This window comes from Streptomyces rhizoryzae (assembly GCF_023155275.1).
GTDB lineage: Bacteria > Actinomycetota > Actinomycetes > Streptomycetales > Streptomycetaceae > Streptomyces > Streptomyces rhizoryzae.
In genome coordinates this window covers 120,695-137,421 of record NZ_JALMUV010000018.1, presented here as the reverse complement: position 1 = coordinate 137,421, position 16,727 = coordinate 120,695, and the positions used below count along the sequence as shown (strand labels likewise).

The following is a 16,727-nucleotide window of genomic DNA, read 5'->3' as shown; positions in this document are numbered from 1 at the left end:
CCCAGCCCCTCACACCCCACCCACCCCGGCACGGACCTCTCCGGCAGGCACTCGCAGCCGCCACCTCCAACCCATCAACTCGACTCGTCCATATATCAAGACGACACTCTCGCGATACGAGACGCAGGCGTACCGTTGGCGGCACAACTTCCCGCAGGGCTTCGCACCCCCGGCCGCGGTCCGCCGCGGCCCGGTGCGGCAACCCTCCGACGTCCACGAAGGAGCCGTCCATGCCGCAGGAATCCGCCGTGTACACCCACGGGCACCACGAGTCCGTACTGCGCTCCCACGCCTGGCGCACCGCCGCCAACTCGGCGGGCTACCTGCTGAGTTCACTGCGGCCCCACATGCAGGTCCTGGACATCGGCTGCGGGCCCGGCACCATCACCGCCGACCTGGCGGCGCTGGTACCGGACGGCCAGGTCACCGGCCTGGACCACGCGCCCGGCGTCCTGGACCAGGCCCGCGCCACGGCCGCCGCCCGCGGAGTGGAGAACGTCCGCTTCACGGTCGGCGACGTTCACGCCCTGGACTTCCCCGACGACACCTTCTGCGTGACCCATGCCCACCAGGTCCTACAGCACGTCGGCGATCCCGTGCAGGCGCTGCGCGAGATGCGCCGCGTCACCAAGCCCGGCGGCATTGTCGCCGTCCGCGATGCGGACTACGCCACCATGACGTGGCACCCGGAGGTCGAGGGCATGTCCGACTGGCTGGCCCTGTACCGGCGGGTGGCGCGCGCCAACGGCGGGATGCCGGACGCGGGGCGCCGGCTGCACGTCTGGGCCCGTCAGGCCGGCTTCCCGCAGGAGAACATCACCGCGACCGCGAGTGCCTGGTGTTACCAGACCCCCGAGGAGCGGGCCTGGTGGTCCGAACTGTGGGCGGACCGCACCGTCGCCTCCTCCTACGCCGGGATCGCCGTCGACGGCGGGCACGCCACACCGGACGACCTGACCCGTATCGCCGCGGCCTGGCGGGAGTGGGGGGCTCGGGAGGACGGCTGGTTCGCCATGCTGCACGGCGAGATCCTGTGCCGCGTCTGACGCTAGGTCAGCATGACGCTTCCGCCACTCCGCCTCCACCGTGCCGGCACACCGCGATCACACGACCGCCAGGGTTCGCGCGCCCGCCGGGAGCCCAACTAGGCTTGTTCGTATGGACATTCTGGGGACCTCACTTCGGGTGTGTGTCGGCGACCTCGATGCCGCGATCTCGGTCTACGAACGACTGACCGGCGCCGAGGCGATCCGCTTCCAGCGCGGCGGGGTGGCGGTCGCGGCCGTCGGATGCTTCTTCCTCATGAGCGGGCCCGAGGCGGAGTTGTCCGTGCTGCGGAAGATCACCGCGACCATCGCCGTCAAGGACGTCGACGAGGCGGTGGCCGATCTCACCGCGGTCGGCGCGGACATCGTCGCCGGCCCGCTGGCCACCCCGATCGGCCGGAATGTGATCGCCCGCCACCCGGACGGCTCGGTCTTCGAGTACGTCGACCGGGCCCAGGGTGCTTAGCGCCGCGCCCTCCGCCACCCCCTTTCCGCTCGCTTCAACCGCATCCCTCACACCTCCAGGATGATCTTGCCGCGGGTCCGGCCGGCCTGGCTGATCCGGAATGCCTCCGCAGCTTCGGACAGCGGGAGCACCGTCTCGACCGGCACGGTGAGCTTCCCCGCGTCCGCGAGGATGGCCAGTGCGGTCAGATCGGCGCTGTCCGGTCTGACCCACACCATGTGGCCGCCCTTCGCCCCGACTTCGCCGTCGGCGATCGACACCACCCGGCCGCGGTCCTTCAGGACCTCCTGCGAGAGGTCCACCGCCCCTCCGCCGACGAAGTCGAGGGCGGCCTCGACACCGTCCGGTGCCAGCGCACGGACGCGGTCCGCCAGCCCGTCGCCGTAGGTCACCGGCTCGGCGCCCAGGGACCGCAGGAAGTCGTGGTTGCGCTCGCTGGCCGTGCCGATCACGCGGGCTCCTTCGGCGACGGCGATCTGTACGGCCAGGGAGCCGACCCCGCCGGCGGCGGCGTGCACCAGCACCAGGTCGCCGGCCTTCACCCCGACCCGCTTCAGGGACTGATAGGCCGTGAGCCCGGCGAGCGGCAGCCCGGCGGCCTGCTGCCAGCTGAGCGATTCGGGCTTGCGGGCCAGGGTGCGTACCGGTGCGGCGACCAGTTCGGCGTAGGTGCCGTGCTGGACCTCGTCCTTGCGGACGTAGCCGATGACGTGGTCGCCGATCGCGTACTCGGTGGCGTCGGCGCCGACCGCCTCGACCACTCCGGCCACGTCCCAGCCGGGGATGAGCGGGAAGTGGACGTGCATGATGCTGTCGAGGTAGCCCGCGACGATCTTCCAGTCGACCGGATTGACGCCGGCCGCCTTGACTCTGATCAGCACCGAGTCGGGGCCGATCTTGGGGTCGGGCTGCTCGGTGTAGGTGAGGACTTCGGGCCCGCCATAACTGTTCGTGGTGATTGCCTTCATGACCGTCACAACGCGTGACGGTGGGGGAAGATTCCGCGAGGTGTGGATCTCTCCGAAGTGGCATATGCCAATGCGCCGGGGCGGGGCGGGTGAGGCGGCGGGGCCGGGCCGGTGCGGTCCGGCCGCACCGCGCGACATCCGGCCGCGCTCCCGCCGGCCTCGCCGCACCGGCCGCATCAGCAGCTAGGGCCGCTCGGCCGGCCGCATCCGGAAGTCATAGCGTTCCGGCAGCGGGTGTTCCGCGCGGGCCCGGGCGGCGAGTTCCGCGGTGACCGGACCGTCCTCCCCGGCCACCAGTCGTTCGGCGATGGCGTACCAGGTGTCGCTCAGCACCTCCGCGCCCTCCCGCAGGTCCGGGATCTCGAAGCCCTCGTCGAAGACCGCGCGTGCGGCCCGCGGTTGCCCCTGGGCGAGCAGGGTCCGCGCGGTCAGCAGCCGGAACCGTCCGGCGGCGCGTTCGGCCGGGGGCAGGGTGGCCAGCAGTGTGGCGGCCTCGTCGGCCCGGTCCGCCGCGAGCAGCGCGGGAACGGCTTCCCGGACGAGGGCGGTCAGGAGCCTCCGCCCGCTCCGGGCGGCCGCGGCGTCGGCGGACGCGGCCGCTTCGGCGGCGCAGGCGGCGGCGTCCGCGAACCGGTCGGCGGCGTGCGCGGTGTCGCCCGCTTCGGCCTCGGCGACGGCCAGGCAGTACAGGGGGAGGCAGCCGGCGCCGTGTGCCAGGGCGCGTTCCCAGCTGCGGACGGCCTGGGCCCGGTCGCCGGCGTGCCATTGGGCGAGGCCGAGGTGGTATTCGGCGGCGGGGCCCGGAGGGGCGGATTCCAAAAGTTCGCGCCAGGGTGCGGAGACGGGCCCGGGGCCGGGGACGGGGTCCGGGGCGGGCAGTTCGCCGGTCCTGAGCAGGGTGAGCCAGGGGTGCTGTTCGGGGCCGAGGGTGGCCGGGTCGAAGGGTGTGCCGGGGAGGTCCAGGCCGGTGCGGGCCGCTTCGAGGGCGCCCCAGCCGGAGCCCGTGGCCAGGTGCTCCTTCGGTTCGTGGTCGGCGTACGGGAGCCAGGCCGCGAGGGCGGTGTCGACCTCGGCCCGCGGCAGGGCCTCGGCCAGCCGGGTCTCGACGGCGTGGCGGGCGGCGGCCCAGTGGGTGCCGTGCACCGCGGCGGGGTCGGCGGCGAGCGGCCCGTACGCCTCCAGCCAGGTGAACTGGCCGCCCGCTTCGAGGGGTACGTGCTCCAGCTGGGTGCGGGCCAGGCCGGCCTGGATCTCGGCGTAGCCGCCGGTGCCGGGTTCGGTGAGCCAGCGCTGCCAGCGCCGTCCGGCCCGTCCCGAGCCCCAGAGGAAGAGTTTGCGGCCGGGCAGGGTGCCGGTGGAGGTCTGTACCAGGCCGTGGCCGTCGTGGCCGAGGGCGGCGATCCAGGGGCGGCCGCCCTCGGGGAGGTCGTAGAAGTAGTCGGCGGGGTGGGTGCTGCGCAGGGGGTAGGTGCGGTCGGTTCCGCGGTGTGCGGGGACGGGCACGTGCTGGAGGGTGCGCTCGTAGCCGAAGTGCCAGGCGGTGTCGGCGGGGGCCAGGATGCGGGTGTGCGGGTCCTCGGGGACGGCGGTGTTGGACCACCAGTACACCGGGACGGTGTGGTGGTGCGGGTTGCGGATCCGTACGCCGACGTGGAGGAAGTCGGAGCCGTCGGGGAGCCACAGGTCCACCTGGAAGGGCAGGTCGCGCAGCCGCTCCCACTCCCACAGGCGCAGCATGTCCCCGCCGTCGGGGGCGGGGACGCGGGCGGCGTGCAGGGGGGCGCAGGCGAGGGTGGTGTGTCCGGTGGCGCCGATGTTCCATTCGATGCCGCCGGAGAACCATGCGCCGTTGAGGGCGAAGTGGGCGGGTTGGATGACGGGGTTGCGGTAGAGGAGTTCGCGGCCGGTGGGCTTGTGGTGGAGGGAGTGGACGCGGCCGCCGAGGCCGGGGAGGACGGTGGCCCGCAACCGGTCGTTCTCGATCACCAGGGCGTCGAGGTCGGTCTCTTGGCGGTCGCGTCCGTAACCGTCCCGCATGCGGGTGGGCAGGATCGAACGCAGTGGTGCGTAGCCGATCTGACGGGCCATCTCGGCGGGCAGGCCGGCGTCCCGGGGGATCCGGATGCGGTGCGCGTCGGGTGCGCCGCGGAGGGCGGGGAGCGGGTTGTCCGGGCCGAGGGCGGCCATGGGCAGGGTCAGGGTGGTGCGTCGCACAGTCGTGGCCACGGCTGCCTCGCAAGGTCGGGCCGGGCCGCCTCGGCTGCGGCGGCCCCCTGTTGACCATGGAACAACGTGATCGCCCGTCTGACCAGGGCCCCTCGGGTCCAGGTGGGGTCAGGGTTGCGCAAAGACGTCCGCAAGGAGGTCGGCCAGCAGCACTGCCCCGGAACCGTCGGGGTCGCGGTCCGGGTCGTAGATCGCCACGGTGATCCCGGCGCAGCGCGGGGAGGCCGCCAACGGGGCGAGCAGCTCCCGCAGTTCGCCGGTGGACAGGCCGCCGGGGTCGGGGCAGTCCACCGCGGGCATCACCGACGGGTCGAGCACGTCGGCGTCCAGGTGGATCCAGAAGCCGTCCAGCGGGGCGTTCTGGAGGTGGGCGAGGGCCGCCCGGGCCACTGCCTGCGGGCCGCGCCGGCGGATCTCGCCGACGGGGATGCAGCCGATGCCCAGCCGGGCCAGTTCCGCCTGGTGCCCGTCCGCGTCGCGGACCCCCAGGAGGCGCACGTCCTCGTCGCCTACGTACGGGCGCAGGCCCTCGATATCGGTCAGGTCGGCCTGGCCGCGCCCGGTGATCTGGGCGACGCCTTCTCCGGCCGCGGCGCCGAGGGGCCCGGAGATCTCGGTGTTCCCCGGGTGGCGGAAGTCGCCGTGCCCGTCCAGGTAGGCGACGCCGTACCGTCCGAGCCTCCGGAGCGCGAGGACGGCGCCGAGCAGGATGCTGCAGTCGCCGCCGAGGACCACCGGGAAGTCTCCGCTGCGGACGTGGCCCTGGATCCGCCGGGCCAGCCGCACGCTGTAGGCGGCGATGGCCGCGGCGTGGAAGTCCCCGTCTCCCTCGCGCCAGTCGCCCAGGCCGTACCGGGGCGGCACCACGACGCCGCCCTCCAGGGCACCGAGCCGGCGCAGCAGCCCCTGTTCCCGCAGTGCTCCGGCGAGCTTGTAGCAGCCGGGCACGGCCCCGGGGGCGGGCGGCCGCAGTCCCAGGTTGGACGGGGCGTCGATCAGTACGTTCCGGCGCATGCCGGGATGGTAACGGGCGTGCGCCGGAAGGCCGTTCGTTGCAGGACGTTGCAGGAAAGGGGCGGGCGGACCGGCGCCGGGCGGCATACCCTCGGAGGCTGCACTACAGCGACGCAGAACGGAAGCGGTGGACATGGCCACGCAGCACACCTACCGAGTGATCGTCCGCGGCAAGTGGGACAGCCTCACCGCCGGGGCCCGGGCGAAGCTACTCGCCGAGGTGGACGACCACGGACTCGGCCAGATGGTGTTCACCCCCGAGGGCTCGCTGGCCTACGACGCCGCGCTGCACTCCTTCAGCTACCGCTACGTCATCGTCTCGGACGCCGAGTACGGCGAGGAGATGGCCGCCGCGCTCGGCGAGGAGAAGGCCGAGGCCGCGCTGAAGGCGGCGGGGCTGGGCTTCCGGGAGCTGCGCGCCACCGCCACCGACATGGACACCATGAAGATCAACCGGAAGGGCCGGTAGCGGCGGCGCCCCCGGGGGAGTCCCGGGGGGCTCCTCCGGGGCGGCGCGTCAGTTGTGCCGCCCCTCCGGGTGCGGTTCGTTGAAGCGCACCCGGTTGCCGAAGGGGTCGGTCACCACCAGGCCGGTGCCGAACTCGTCCTCCTCCAGGCCGGGGCGCTGGTAGGCGTAGTCCTTGGCCGTCAGCTCGGCGTGGAGGGCGCGCACCCCGGTCAGCTCCACGTAGGCCGTGGAGCCGGGCGTGGCGTCCCCGTGGTGCTCGGAGAGGTGCAGCACCAGGCCGTCCCGGGAGACCTGGGTGTAGAGCGGCATGCCCGGCTCGAAGCGGTGCTCCCAGTCGATGGCGCAGCCGAGGTAGCCGACGTAGAAGTCGTGTGCGGTGGGTACGTCGAAGATCCGGAAGACCGGTACCGTGCGCCGGACGGTGAGCTGCGCCGGCTCCTCGGGAGGGGTCATTCCGCCGCCCCGTCCGCCGGGGCGCCCGGGGCCGGGCCGTCGGCCTGGCGGTGGGGTTCCGGGGCGGTCTCCTCGTCGGCCTCGTCGTCATCCTCCGGGAACATGTCGCTGGTCAGGGCCCAGCGTTCGTGGTCGCGCCAGGCGCCGTCCACGAAGAGGAAGTCCGGGGAGAAGCCCTCCAGACGGAAACCGGCGCGCTCCACCAGGGAGATCGACTTCTTGTTGGACGGCTGGATGTTGGCTTCGAGGCGGTGCAGGCCCAGGGGGCCGAAGGCATGGCGCAGTACGAGGCGCAGGCCCTCGCTCATCAGGCCCCGGCCCGCGGCGTGGGCGAAGACGCCGTAGCCGATGGCGCCGCAGCGGAACGCGCCGTGCACGATGTTGTTGATGGTGAGATAGCCCGCGATGCGGCCGCTGTCGTGCTCGCAGATCAGGAAGCCCTCGCGCTGCGGTTCCCGCAGCCGCGCCAGATAGGCGTCGTAGGCGTCGTCGTTGTCCGGCGGGTACAGCCAGGGGCGGTGCAGGTCGGCGGTCTGCCGGGCCAGGGCGGTGAACTCCTCCCGGTCATCGGCGGTGAAGGGGCGGATGGCCACCCGGGAACCCTGCGCGAGATAGCGGTCGGTGCTGGTCATCAGCAGATCGTACGAGGGGCGGTGGGGGCGGACCAACCGTCCCGGTGGGCGGGGTGGCGTGCCGGGGGCGCGGCCGGGTGGTCACCGGGCCGCGCCCCGCGCCCCTGGGGGCCGTCGGCGCGGTCAGCGCCATACGGGCGCGTCGGTACCGCAACGGCCCGGTGGAGTGGCCCAGTTGGCGGGTCCGCCGTCGAAGTCCACCGGGGGCAGGGCGTGGCGCAGCCGTCCCAGGGGGCTGTCGGTCTCGCGGAGGTACGGGGCGGGGTCGAAGCCGGTGGCGGTGGCCGTCGTGTCCTGGGTGCCGGGCGCGGTGGGCGCGTCCCCGAGGTCGGTCATCAGCCAGCGGGCCGTCCGGGCCAGCGCGAACGTCGCCAGGTGCGTGCCGCCCGTCCGGGATTGCTCGGTCAGCGCCCGCAGCACCGCGGCGGCGAGCAGGTATCCGGTGCCGTGGTCCAGCGCCTGCGCGGGCAGGGCGCCCGGTGTGCCGTCGGGGCCCTCTTCCAGGACGGCGATGCCGGTGGCCACCTGGACGAGGCTGTCGAAGCCGCGCCGGCCGCCCCAGGGGCCGTCGTCGCCCCAGGCGGAGAGCCGGGCCACCACGAGGCCGGGGCGGCGCTCGGCGAGGGCGTGGGGGGCGAGGCCGAAGCGGTCGAGGGCGCCGGGCCGGTAGCCGGTCACCACCACGTCCGCCGCGTCGAGCAGGTCCTCGAAGGTCTCCCGGTCGCTGCGCGAGCCCAGGTCCAGGGCGGTGGAGCGCTTGCCGAAACCGGTGTCGTTGTGGGCGTCCTGGGCCTCGGGGAGCTGGGGTGCATCCACGCGCAGGACGTCCGCGCCGAGGAGGGCGAGCGTGCGGGTCGCGACGGGGCCGGCGATCACCCGGGTCAGGTCCAGGACGCGCAGTCCGGCTGCGGGCAGTACGGGGTGGCCGGCGCGGGCGGGCAGCGGGCGCGGCGGGGCGTCGGTGCCGAGGGTCTCCCGGGTCAGCAGCGGGTGCCGGGCCGCGGCGGCGCCCTGGGGGTGGGCGGACCATTCCTCGGGGGTGCGGGCCGCGACGGCGAGTCCGCCGGCCGCGTAGACGGCCTCCTCGACGTCCGCGGCGCGCTGCCCGGCGAGCAGGGCCTCGGCGTCCTCGGGGCCGGCGCTCTGCGGCAGGCCCAGGGCGGTGAGCAACCGGGCGCGGTGGTGGGGGTAGTTGGCGTGGGTGCGCAGCCAGCCGTCGGCGGTGCGCCAGAAGCGGGAGAGCGGCGCGAACGTCGTGGCGGCGCGGCCGTCGATCCGCAGGTGGCGTTCGCTGAGGAAGGCGGTGGCCACCGCGCCGTCGTCGACCCGTACGGCGGGCACGGGGCCGCCGTCGCGCCGGGCGGCCAGTTCGGCCGCGGCGAGCGCGCAGACGGCCACGGTGGAGCGGGCCAGGGCCATGGCCGGGAGCCGGGCCGCGAGCAGGCCGGGCGGCCCGGCGTAGGAGATCCGTTCGGTGAGCGCCGGGTCGCCGCCGAGTGCGGCCCAGGCCAGTTCCGTGCCGCGGTTGTGCCGCAGGCCCGTTGCTTCTCGTTGCACCATGAACAGAGTGTGGCACCGAGTGCCACCTTTGACCAGGGGGAAGCGACAACTCCCGTTGCCCCTACGGGGCCTGGGGCGGCCGCCGCTCCCCGGCGGCGGGCGCGGCGAGGGCCACCTCCCGGTGGAGGCGGCGCAGGGCGCGACGCGCCGCCGCCGGGTGGAGGCGCCGGACGGCGGACCAGTAGCGGCGGCCGGCGGCGCGGTGCAGGCGGACCACTGTGCCGAGGGTGACGCTCCCCTCGCCGACCAGGAGGGACGCGCGGAAGTCGAGGTGCCGGGCGTCCTTGCCGAGCAGGATCTCGCCGCCTTGGTGGGCGAGTACGGGGAAGGGGGTCCGGCGGAGCGCGCGGAGCCAGGCTTCCGGTTCCTGCGGCATACCGGGGCGGAGCGGCAGCTGCCAGGCGTCCTGGAAGTCCGCACGAGAAAAGGCACTGCGTGCCAGGTGTGCGTCTTCGGGGAGGGCGACGGCGGTCGGGCGGTCCCCGTGGAGGCGGTGCAGGAGCCGCACTCGGGGTGTGCGGCGGGCGGGGGCGCGGAGCCGGCCGGTGGCCGCCCGTTCGGCGTTGTCGAAGAGTTCCCCGACGACGGCGAGGTGCACGGCGCGGGCCGCCAGGTGCCAGGCGAGGCGGCGGGCGAACGGGAGCCGGGCCTCCGGTACGTGGGTGAGACGGCAGCCGTCGGACCCCAGGGGGTGGGCGGTGGGTTCGTGGTGGCCGGCGCTCCGGCCAGAGGGGCCAGGGGTGAAGGCGAAGCGTATGCGGCGGCCCGGTTCGTAGGCGCTGACGGGGTAGCGGAGGGGCCCGTGGCCGCCGTCGGCGCCGATGCCCAGGGGGCGGTCGAAGCGCAGGGGCGGCCAGGCGGGACCGGGGAAGAGCGGGTCGGAGGCGCCGCTCGGGCGGTCGAGCGGGGCTCCCACGGCTTCCGCCGGGGCGTGGACGGTGCGGCTGCGGGCGACGCGGACGAGACGCACGAAGACCTCCATACGGTGGCGTATGCTGTGACCGTACGGTAGCGTATGGTCATGGTGCGACAGCGGGAGAGCGGACGGGCGGCGGAGGCCGGCGGCGGTGCCACCCGGCAGCGGCTGACGGCGCGGGACTGGGCCGACGCGGCCCTCGCGGCCATGGGCGAGGGCGGCCTCGCCGCCGTCGCCGTGGAGCCGCTGGCGGCCCGGCTGGGCACCACAAAAGGCAGCTTCTACTGGCACTTCGCCAACCGCGACGCACTGATCGAGGCCGCCCTGGACCGCTGGGCGGAGACCCGCACCACCGCTGTGATCGAAGAGCTGGCCGGCGAGCCCGATCCCGGGACACGGCTCCGCCGGCTGTTCCTGCGGGCCACCCACCGAGCCGCCGAGGACCCCTTGGAGCTGTCCCTCCTGGCCTCCGCGACGGACCCCCGGGTGGCGGCCGCACTGGCCCGCGTCACCGACCGCCGGATCCGCCATATCGCCGCGCTCTTCGCCGAGTTGGGCTTCCCCGAGGACGAGGCGCACCGGCGCGGTCTGCTCGCGTACACCGCGTATCTGGGGCACAGCCAGCTCAGCCACGCCGTTCCGCGGACCCTCCCGGCCGGTCCGGACCGCGAACGGCACCTGGACGCCGTGCTGGAAACTCTCCTGAGCCCGGTGGGAACGCCCGGGGCGGGTCCGGACGTTCACCTCTCGGACCGGCAGGAACGCCGGCCGGAACGAGCGGCGGAGGCCGCCGCGGAAGGGGGGTGACGCAGGCCAACGGTGCGATGTGCGCGGGAGGTTGACCACCGGACACGCAGACGTGCCCCGCGTACTGCACACGCACGGAGACGTACCGCACACCCACGGAGACGTACCGCACACCCACGGAGATCAGCGCGGCGCACCCGCCCGCTCCGGGGACGGATGCCACCGCTGGCGCAGGCGAGGGCACCCCTCCGACGGGCACCTCACCCCACCCGCAACGGGAGGAACCGTGACCGAAACCCTCTCCTTCCCCCAGGACCGCAGCTGCCCCTACCACCCTCCGACGTCGTACGCCCCGCTCCGTGCGTCGGGCCCGCTCTCCCATGTGGCGCTCTACGACGGCCGCACCATCTGGGCGGTCACCGGACACGCCGAGGCGCGGGCGCTGCTGATCGACCAGCGGCTGTCGTCCGACCGCCAGAATCCGGCGTTCCCCATCCCGCAGGCCCGCTTCGAGGTCGCCCGGCGGTTGCGGACCCCGCTGCTCGGCGTGGACGACCCCGAGCACAACACCCAGCGGCGGATGCTGATCCCCAGCTTCAGCCTCAAGCGGACCGCCGCGCTCCGGCCGGAGATCCAGCGGATCGTGGACGAACTCCTCGACCGCATGCTGGCGCAGGGCCCACCCGCCGAGCTGGTGACCGCATTCGCCCTGCCGGTCCCCTCGATGGTCATCTGCTCCCTGCTCGGCGTCCCGTACGCCGACCACGAGTTCTTCGAGGAGAGATCGCGCCGCATCCTGCGCGGGCCCACGGCGGAGGAGAGCGAGGAGGCCCGCCTCGCCCTGGACGAGTACCTCGCCGACCTGATCGCCCGCAAGGAGAAGGACCCGGGCGAGGGCCTGCTGGACGAGCTGATCGCCGAGCGGCTGGCGACGGGCGCGCTGGAGCGCGAGGAACTGGTCCGGCTGGCCATGATCCTGCTGGTCGCCGGCCATGAGACGACCGCCAACATGATCTCGCTCGGCACCTTCACCCTGCTCGAACACCCCGATCAGCTCGCCCAGTTGCGGGCCGACGAGAGCCTGATGCCCACCGCGGTCGAGGAGCTGCTGCGGTTCCTGTCGATAGCCGACGGCATGCTGCGGGTGGCGACCGACGACATCGAGATAGCCGGCCGGACCATCCGGGCCGGTGACGGCGTGGTCTTCTCGACCTCGCTGATCAACAGGGACGAGGCCGCCTATCCCGCACCGGACGAACTGGACGTCGGCCGTTCGGCGCGGCACCACCTCGCCTTCGGCTTCGGCATCCACCAATGCCTGGGGCAGAATCTGGCCCGCGCCGAGATGGAGATCGCGCTTCGCTCGCTCTTCAGACGGATCCCCGGTCTGCGACTCGCCGTTCCGGCTGCCGAGATTCCGTTCAAGCCGGGGGACACTCTCCAAGGAATGATCGAACTGCCGCTGGCCTGGTAGCGCCGATCGGCACCACCGGCGGCCCGCCACGAAAGGGTCCGGACATGCGGATCACCATCAACACCGGCGTCTGTATCGGCTCCGGTCAGTGCGTGCTCAACGCCCCTTCGGTGTTCACCCAGGACGACGACGGCTTCAGCGTGGTGCGTCCGGGCCGTGAGGACGGCGCGGGCGACCCGATGGTGCGGGAGGCCGCCCGTGCCTGCCCCGTCCAGGCCATCGAGATCACGGAGGACTGACGCCGGACGGCCCCGACCGGGTGCCACCGCGGCGCGCGGCACGCCCCGCCCGGGCTTCCGCCCCGACCGGAGCCGTCCCCTCCGCTACCGCACGCGGCCCTGGGTGACCGGGAGTTCGAGGACGCCGGTGTCGCCGGGCGCGCTGGTGACCGCCACCCGCTTCACCCCGCGGTTGCCCGCGTAGGCGGAGTCGCTCGCCGCGATCACCAGCCGCAGGCGGTGCCCCGGCTCGTAGCGGTGCACGATCCCCGGGAGCTCCACCGTGAACCTCCGGGTGACGTCGGGCACCCGTGCTGGGGCCACCAGCCGGTGGACCAGCGTCTTCCGGCCGTCCGGGGACACGTCGTAGAGCTTGGCGAAGAGCACCAGCTTGTCGGCCGCGTCGGCGGAGTTCTGCACCCGCTCGGTCTCCGGCGACACGACCTTCAGCGTCACCTTGGGGGCGCCCACCACGTCCAGCGGGCCGCCCGTCACCGGCGCCGACGTCCAGTCCAGATACGTGCCTTTGGTGTCGTACGGCTGCGGATCGGGCAGGCCGATCATGCCCGCCAGGGAGTTCTCCGAGTGGCTGCTCGACACCCGCAGATTGCGGTACTCGCGGCTGCCCCGGGCCACCTCGGACCGGTTGTCGACGAGTTTGCCGTCACCGGAGAGGTAGAGCTGCCGGGTGCCGCCCGCCGGGTAACCGGGCGCGGTGGCATAGGCGGAGCCGCTGGTGACCCAGTCGCGGTAGTAGGCGAAGGCCGGTCCGGTGCCGGCGCCCGGCCGGTGGCGCAGATAGCGGTCGAACCACGCGAGGACCCGCTGCCCCACGTAGCTGGTCCCCAGATTCCCCTTGCCCAGGTCGAGTTCGCCCTTCGCCGGGTCCTTCATCCCGCCGCTGTGGCCCCACGACTGCCAGATCATCTTGGTCGGCGTGCCCTGAGCGGCGAGAGTGCGGTAGGTGGCCGCGGCCTCGTTGAGGTTGAAGAGGGTGTCCGCCTCCCCCTGGACGAGGAGGGTGGGCGCCTGCACGGACTTCAGGTAGGAGACCGGGGAGACGCTGCGCGCGTACCGGAGCATCGTGCGGGTCTGCTCGGCCGGGTAGCGGCGGGAGTCCAGCAGCCGTTTGGTGCGGCAGGCCGGCGCGACGAAGTGCAGGCAGCCGGCGCCGCCCAGCCGCGACGGGTCCAGCCCCGGGTGCATCAGCCCCTGCGCCTCGCCGAGGAGGAAGAACCCGTTCGTCCACTGGCGCTTGTAGGCCCCGGGCACCGGGCCGCTGACGCCGCCCGCGCGGTCGGCGTTGTTCGGGTCCAGGGCGTAGGAGAGGTCGTTCCAGGTGATCAGCGGGACCAGGGCGTCGACGCGGTGGTCGACCGCGGCGGTGGCCAGCTGGATCGCGCCGCCGTACGACCCGCCGATCATGCCCACCCGGGGGTCGCCGGGGCGGTCCTTGGTGACGAAGTCGACGCGGGTCCCGTCGGCGGCGGTGCGCGTCCCGGCCAGCAGGTCGATCAGCTGAGCCGCCGCCCGGCCGTCGATCTGCGGGTCGTCGAGGGAGATCGGGCAGCCGGTCTTGCCGAAGCCGAGGCCGGAGTAGGCGAGCGCGACATATCCGCGGGCGGCGAACGCCCGGGCGGTGGCGCCGGTCGATCCGTCGGCCTTGCTGCCGCCGAAGCCGTTGGTGGTGAGGACGGCGGGCGCCGGGTGCGCCGCGTCGACACCGAGCGGGCGGTAGAGGTCCGCGTCCACCGCGCAGTCGCGGCCCCCGGCCCGTACGGTCACCTTCAGCGCGGTGACCGTGTACGGGTCGGCGGCCTGCCCCGCGGCGGCTGCGGGGGCACTCAGGACGAGGGGCGCGGTGAGGGCGGTGCCGGTCAGCAGTGCGAGGGACATGCGGAGCACGGGGCGGGACACCACACGGGACACGCTGGGCACGCAGACCTCCACAAGGCAACGTCGTACCAACCAGTCGGTAACGGCGCGCTCATGGTGTGACACGAGTAACGGACCTGTCAACGCTCCTGACACGAGTCGGTGATAGGACGTCAGTTCATGGCCTACTGACGGTAAATGGGCCGGTAGCGACCCATCCGGGCGCACGCTCCGACGCCGCTTCGACGCCTCCGCTGCACGCCCCCTCACCTCGGTGCCGTCACCGTGCGTGTCCGGCGTTCGCCCCGCTCCGCCGCGGCCGGCGGCCCATGGCCGGCGGCTGGCGGCGGACGGCGGCGCACCTCGCGCGAGGAGGCGGTCAGTGCTGCGGCCGGCCACCTCCCGGTACTCCGCGCAAGAAATGGTCGAGCACCCGGACGCCGAAGTGCAGGCCCTCCCCGGGCACCCGTTCGTCCACGCCGTGGAACAGCGCCTGGTAGTCGAACCCCTCGGGCAGCTTCAGCGGCGAGAAGCCGTAGCCGGTGATGCCCAGCCGCGAGAACTGCTTGGCGTCCGTGCCCCCGGACATGCAGTACGGGACGACATGGCCGCCCGGGTCGAACCGCTCGATCGCGGCCCGCATCGCGGTGAACGACGGCGCGTCGACCGGTGCTTGGAGCGCGACCTCGCGGTGATGGAAATCCCAGGTCACGTCCGGGCCGGTGAGCGCGTCCATGGTCGTACGGAACTCCGCCTCACCGCCCGGGACGACCCGGCCGTCCACGAACGCCACCGCCGAACCCGGGATCACATTGACCTTGTAACCGGCCGACAGCATCGTGGGGTTGGCGCTGTTGCGGACCGTGGGGGCGACCAGTTTGGCGGCCGGGCCGAGCTTGTCCAGCAGCGCGTCCACGTCGTCGTCGGAGGGCTCGGCGTGCAGGTCGATACCGTGCAGGGCGGCGAGTTCGCGCAGCGCGGCCCGGACGGTCGGGGTGAGCCGCACCGGCCACGCGTGCGCGCCGATCCGGGACACCGCGTCGGCCAGCCGGCTGACCGCGTTGGCGTTGTTGATCTTCGAGCCGTGCCCGGCCCGGCCGCGGGCCGTCAGCTTCAGCCAGGCCGTGCCGCGCTCCCCGGCCGCCACCGGATAGATCCGCATCCCCCCGCCGGCGTGGAAGGTGAACGCACCGGACTCGCTGATGCCTTCCGTGCACCCCTCGAAAAGGGCGGCGTGGCGATCGGCCAGGAAACCCGAGCCGTCCTCGGCGCTGGCCTCCTCGTCGGCGGTGAACGCCAGCACGATGTCCCGCCGGGGCCGTATGCCGCTGCGGGCCCACTGCCGGACGGTGGCGAGCATCATCGCGTCCATGTTCTTCATGTCGATGGCGCCCCGGCCCCAGACCACACCGTCGCGGACCTCCCCGGCGAACGGGTGGACCTGCCAGTCGGCGGGCTCGGCGGGGACCACGTCCAGGTGCCCGTGCACCAGCAGCGCATCGGCGGACGGATCGCTGCCCTCGACGCGGGCCACGACGTTGGTACGCCCCGGACTGCGCTCCAGCAGGACCGGCTCCAGCCCTGCCTCGGCCAGCCGCTCGGCGACGTACTCGGCGGCCGGGCGCTCCCGGCAGCTGCCGTCCCCGCTGTTGCTCGTGTCGATCCGGATCAGCTCGGAGGTGAACCGCACGACCTCGTCGAGCGCCTGCTGATCCACCGTGCCGGCGTCCGGGCCGGCCGGCTGCTGCGCCTGCTCATTCTCAGCCATATTGTTCCTCCACGGCGGACGAGACGACCGTGGTGACCGCCTTGAAACACCGGATGGCTTCGTACATGTCCTGACTGGTATACGCGACGCGGCGCTCACCGGCGCGCTCCACGCCGGGCACGCATGTCGCGGCACCCACCAGATGCTCGGCGTCGAACTCCAACTCGAACCGGAACGGGCCGCCGGCCACCGGTTCGTGGCGTATCGCGAGCGCGGCGCCCTTGCCGGCCGCGGCCCGGATGTCGGCCGCCGTACGCGACGGCGGGCGGCACACCGCCGCATAGCGCGACACGTAGTCCTTGACCGCCACGGCGGGCGCCTGCGGTGCGTAGCCCCGGGCGTCCTCGCAGGTGCGGTCGTCGCCCGTGACCAGCACCACGGGCACCCCGAACTCGGCCACCACCAGGGAGTTGAGATAGCCCTCGCCGGCGCGTATGCCGTTGACCCAGACGCCGGTGAGGGTGTTGGCGAGGTAGGTGTGGGCCAGCACGCCCTCCGTGCCGGCGCCGGTGTGGTAGCCGACGAAGGCGATGCCGTCGACGTCGCCGTGCTGCACGCCCTCGACCATGCTCAGCGCCTTGTGACGGCCGGTCAGCATGGCGGCGCGCTCGTCGAGCTGCTCCAGCAGCAGATTGCGCATCGACCAGTGGGCCTCGTTGACCAGCACCTCGTCGGCGCCGCCGTCGAAGAATCCGGCGATGGCCGCGTTCACGTCCGAGGTGAACATGTGGCGGCAGCGCTCCCACTGCGGCGTACCCGGCAGCACATCGGCGGGCCACGTCACGCCCGTGGCACCCTCCATGTCCGCGGAGATCAGGATCTTCACGTCTATCAGTCCCATCCCAGGTGAGAGGGCGTTCGCGGGCCCTTGACCGATCACGTTACGCGCCGCTGA

General features: G+C 73.5%; 16 protein-coding genes. 6 read left to right on the top strand and 10 right to left on the bottom strand.

The annotated features are described in order from the left end of the window. The first annotated feature begins 230 nt into the window (after positions 1-230). Both MUU72_RS17035 and MUU72_RS17030 read left to right on the top strand, forming a co-directional pair. Entirely contained in the window at positions 231-1,046 is an 816-nt protein-coding gene (locus MUU72_RS17035) for a methyltransferase domain-containing protein (RefSeq protein WP_248014120.1), read from the top strand. A gap of 112 nt (positions 1,047-1,158) precedes the next feature. After that, positions 1,159-1,512, top strand: coding sequence for a VOC family protein (locus MUU72_RS17030; protein ID WP_248014119.1), 354 nt, complete (start codon positions 1,159-1,161; stop codon positions 1,510-1,512). 47 nt (positions 1,513-1,559) lie between these two features. On the opposite strand, the gene MUU72_RS17025 is transcribed toward MUU72_RS17030, so the two are convergent. The 3 genes from MUU72_RS17025 to MUU72_RS17015 all read right to left on the bottom strand — a co-directional run bounded on the left by MUU72_RS17025 (position 1,560) and on the right by MUU72_RS17015 (position 5,720). Beyond that, on the bottom strand, positions 1,560-2,480 hold the full coding sequence (locus MUU72_RS17025; protein ID WP_248014118.1) for an NADP-dependent oxidoreductase: 921 nt from the start codon (positions 2,478-2,480) through the stop codon (positions 1,560-1,562). A 183-nt stretch (positions 2,481-2,663) separates the two neighbouring features. After that, positions 2,664-4,706, bottom strand: coding sequence for a DUF5107 domain-containing protein (locus MUU72_RS17020; RefSeq protein WP_248014117.1), 2,043 nt, complete (start codon positions 4,704-4,706; stop codon positions 2,664-2,666). 108 nt (positions 4,707-4,814) lie between these two features. Continuing rightward, positions 4,815-5,720, bottom strand: a complete 906-nt coding sequence (locus tag MUU72_RS17015) for an arginase family protein (RefSeq protein ID WP_248014116.1) — start codon at positions 5,718-5,720, stop codon at positions 4,815-4,817. Positions 5,721-5,853: 133 nt separating this feature from the next. Between MUU72_RS17015 and MUU72_RS17010 the strand changes: the two genes are divergently transcribed. Further along, entirely contained in the window at positions 5,854-6,189 is a 336-nt protein-coding gene (locus tag MUU72_RS17010; protein ID WP_248014115.1) for a DUF6204 family protein, read from the top strand. Between the two features lie 48 nt (positions 6,190-6,237). Here MUU72_RS17010 and MUU72_RS17005 read toward each other — a convergent pair whose 3' ends face one another. The 4 genes from MUU72_RS17005 to MUU72_RS16990 all read right to left on the bottom strand — a co-directional run bounded on the left by MUU72_RS17005 (position 6,238) and on the right by MUU72_RS16990 (position 9,804). Next, entirely contained in the window at positions 6,238-6,642 is a 405-nt protein-coding gene (locus MUU72_RS17005; protein ID WP_248014114.1) for a glyoxalase superfamily protein, read from the bottom strand. Then, a complete protein-coding gene (locus MUU72_RS17000) occupies positions 6,639-7,274 on the bottom strand; it encodes a GNAT family N-acetyltransferase (protein ID WP_248014113.1) in 636 nt (211 codons plus the stop codon). Before MUU72_RS17000 ends, MUU72_RS17005 begins: the two co-directional genes overlap by 4 nt. Before the next feature lie 123 nt (positions 7,275-7,397). Then, entirely contained in the window at positions 7,398-8,834 is a 1,437-nt protein-coding gene (locus MUU72_RS16995; RefSeq protein ID WP_248014112.1) for a CoA transferase, read from the bottom strand. 61 nt (positions 8,835-8,895) lie between these two features. Next, positions 8,896-9,804 (bottom strand): DUF2867 domain-containing protein, encoded by a 909-nt coding sequence (locus MUU72_RS16990; RefSeq protein ID WP_248014111.1) that lies wholly within the window; start codon positions 9,802-9,804, stop codon positions 8,896-8,898. Positions 9,805-9,849: 45 nt separating this feature from the next. On the opposite strand from MUU72_RS16990, the gene MUU72_RS16985 reads away from it, so the two are divergent. The 3 genes from MUU72_RS16985 to MUU72_RS16975 all read left to right on the top strand — a co-directional run bounded on the left by MUU72_RS16985 (position 9,850) and on the right by MUU72_RS16975 (position 12,210). Beyond that, positions 9,850-10,557, top strand: a complete 708-nt coding sequence (locus MUU72_RS16985) for a TetR/AcrR family transcriptional regulator (protein WP_372503136.1) — start codon at positions 9,850-9,852, stop codon at positions 10,555-10,557. A 226-nt stretch (positions 10,558-10,783) separates the two neighbouring features. Beyond that, the gene (locus MUU72_RS16980) at positions 10,784-11,971 is read left to right on the top strand and encodes a cytochrome P450 (protein WP_248014109.1); all 1,188 of its coding nucleotides are present in this window, start codon (positions 10,784-10,786) and stop codon (positions 11,969-11,971) included. A 44-nt stretch (positions 11,972-12,015) separates the two neighbouring features. Then, complete coding sequence (locus tag MUU72_RS16975; RefSeq protein WP_248014108.1) at positions 12,016-12,210, top strand: ferredoxin; 195 nt, start codon at positions 12,016-12,018, stop codon at positions 12,208-12,210. 84 nt (positions 12,211-12,294) lie between these two features. Here the strand turns inward: MUU72_RS16975 and MUU72_RS16970 are convergent, their stop codons facing one another. From MUU72_RS16970 to MUU72_RS16960, 3 genes are all read right to left on the bottom strand, one after another. After that, positions 12,295-14,085, bottom strand: coding sequence for a CocE/NonD family hydrolase (locus MUU72_RS16970; protein WP_248014107.1), 1,791 nt, complete (start codon positions 14,083-14,085; stop codon positions 12,295-12,297). A 358-nt stretch (positions 14,086-14,443) separates the two neighbouring features. Continuing rightward, positions 14,444-15,832, bottom strand: a complete 1,389-nt coding sequence (locus MUU72_RS16965; RefSeq protein WP_248014106.1) for a M20/M25/M40 family metallo-hydrolase — start codon at positions 15,830-15,832, stop codon at positions 14,444-14,446. After that, complete coding sequence (locus MUU72_RS16960; protein WP_248014130.1) at positions 15,825-16,658, bottom strand: M55 family metallopeptidase; 834 nt, start codon at positions 16,656-16,658, stop codon at positions 15,825-15,827. Before MUU72_RS16960 ends, MUU72_RS16965 begins: the two co-directional genes overlap by 8 nt. Between the last annotated feature and the right edge of the window lie 69 nt (positions 16,659-16,727).

What these genes read in the sequence shown, in the direction of transcription:
- MUU72_RS17035 (WP_248014120.1), top strand. Translation starts at nt 231, where the DNA reads ATGCCGCAGGAATCCGCCGTGTACACCCACGGGCACCACGAGTCCGTA.
- MUU72_RS17030 (WP_248014119.1), top strand. Translation starts at nt 1,159, where the DNA reads ATGGACATTCTGGGGACCTCACTTCGGGTGTGTGTCGGCGACCTCGAT.
- MUU72_RS17025 (WP_248014118.1), bottom strand. Translation starts at nt 2,480, where the DNA reads ATGAAGGCAATCACCACGAACAGTTATGGCGGGCCCGAAGTCCTCACC.
- MUU72_RS17015 (WP_248014116.1), bottom strand. Translation starts at nt 5,720, where the DNA reads ATGCGCCGGAACGTACTGATCGACGCCCCGTCCAACCTGGGACTGCGG.
- MUU72_RS17010 (WP_248014115.1), top strand. Translation starts at nt 5,854, where the DNA reads ATGGCCACGCAGCACACCTACCGAGTGATCGTCCGCGGCAAGTGGGAC.
- MUU72_RS17005 (WP_248014114.1), bottom strand. Translation starts at nt 6,642, where the DNA reads ATGACCCCTCCCGAGGAGCCGGCGCAGCTCACCGTCCGGCGCACGGTA.
- MUU72_RS17000 (WP_248014113.1), bottom strand. Translation starts at nt 7,274, where the DNA reads ATGACCAGCACCGACCGCTATCTCGCGCAGGGTTCCCGGGTGGCCATC.
- MUU72_RS16995 (WP_248014112.1), bottom strand. Translation starts at nt 8,834, where the DNA reads ATGGTGCAACGAGAAGCAACGGGCCTGCGGCACAACCGCGGCACGGAA.
- MUU72_RS16985 (WP_372503136.1), top strand. Translation starts at nt 9,850, where the DNA reads ATGGTCATGGTGCGACAGCGGGAGAGCGGACGGGCGGCGGAGGCCGGC.
- MUU72_RS16975 (WP_248014108.1), top strand. Translation starts at nt 12,016, where the DNA reads ATGCGGATCACCATCAACACCGGCGTCTGTATCGGCTCCGGTCAGTGC.
- MUU72_RS16970 (WP_248014107.1), bottom strand. Translation starts at nt 14,085, where the DNA reads ATGTCCCTCGCACTGCTGACCGGCACCGCCCTCACCGCGCCCCTCGTC.
- MUU72_RS16965 (WP_248014106.1), bottom strand. Translation starts at nt 15,832, where the DNA reads ATGGCTGAGAATGAGCAGGCGCAGCAGCCGGCCGGCCCGGACGCCGGC.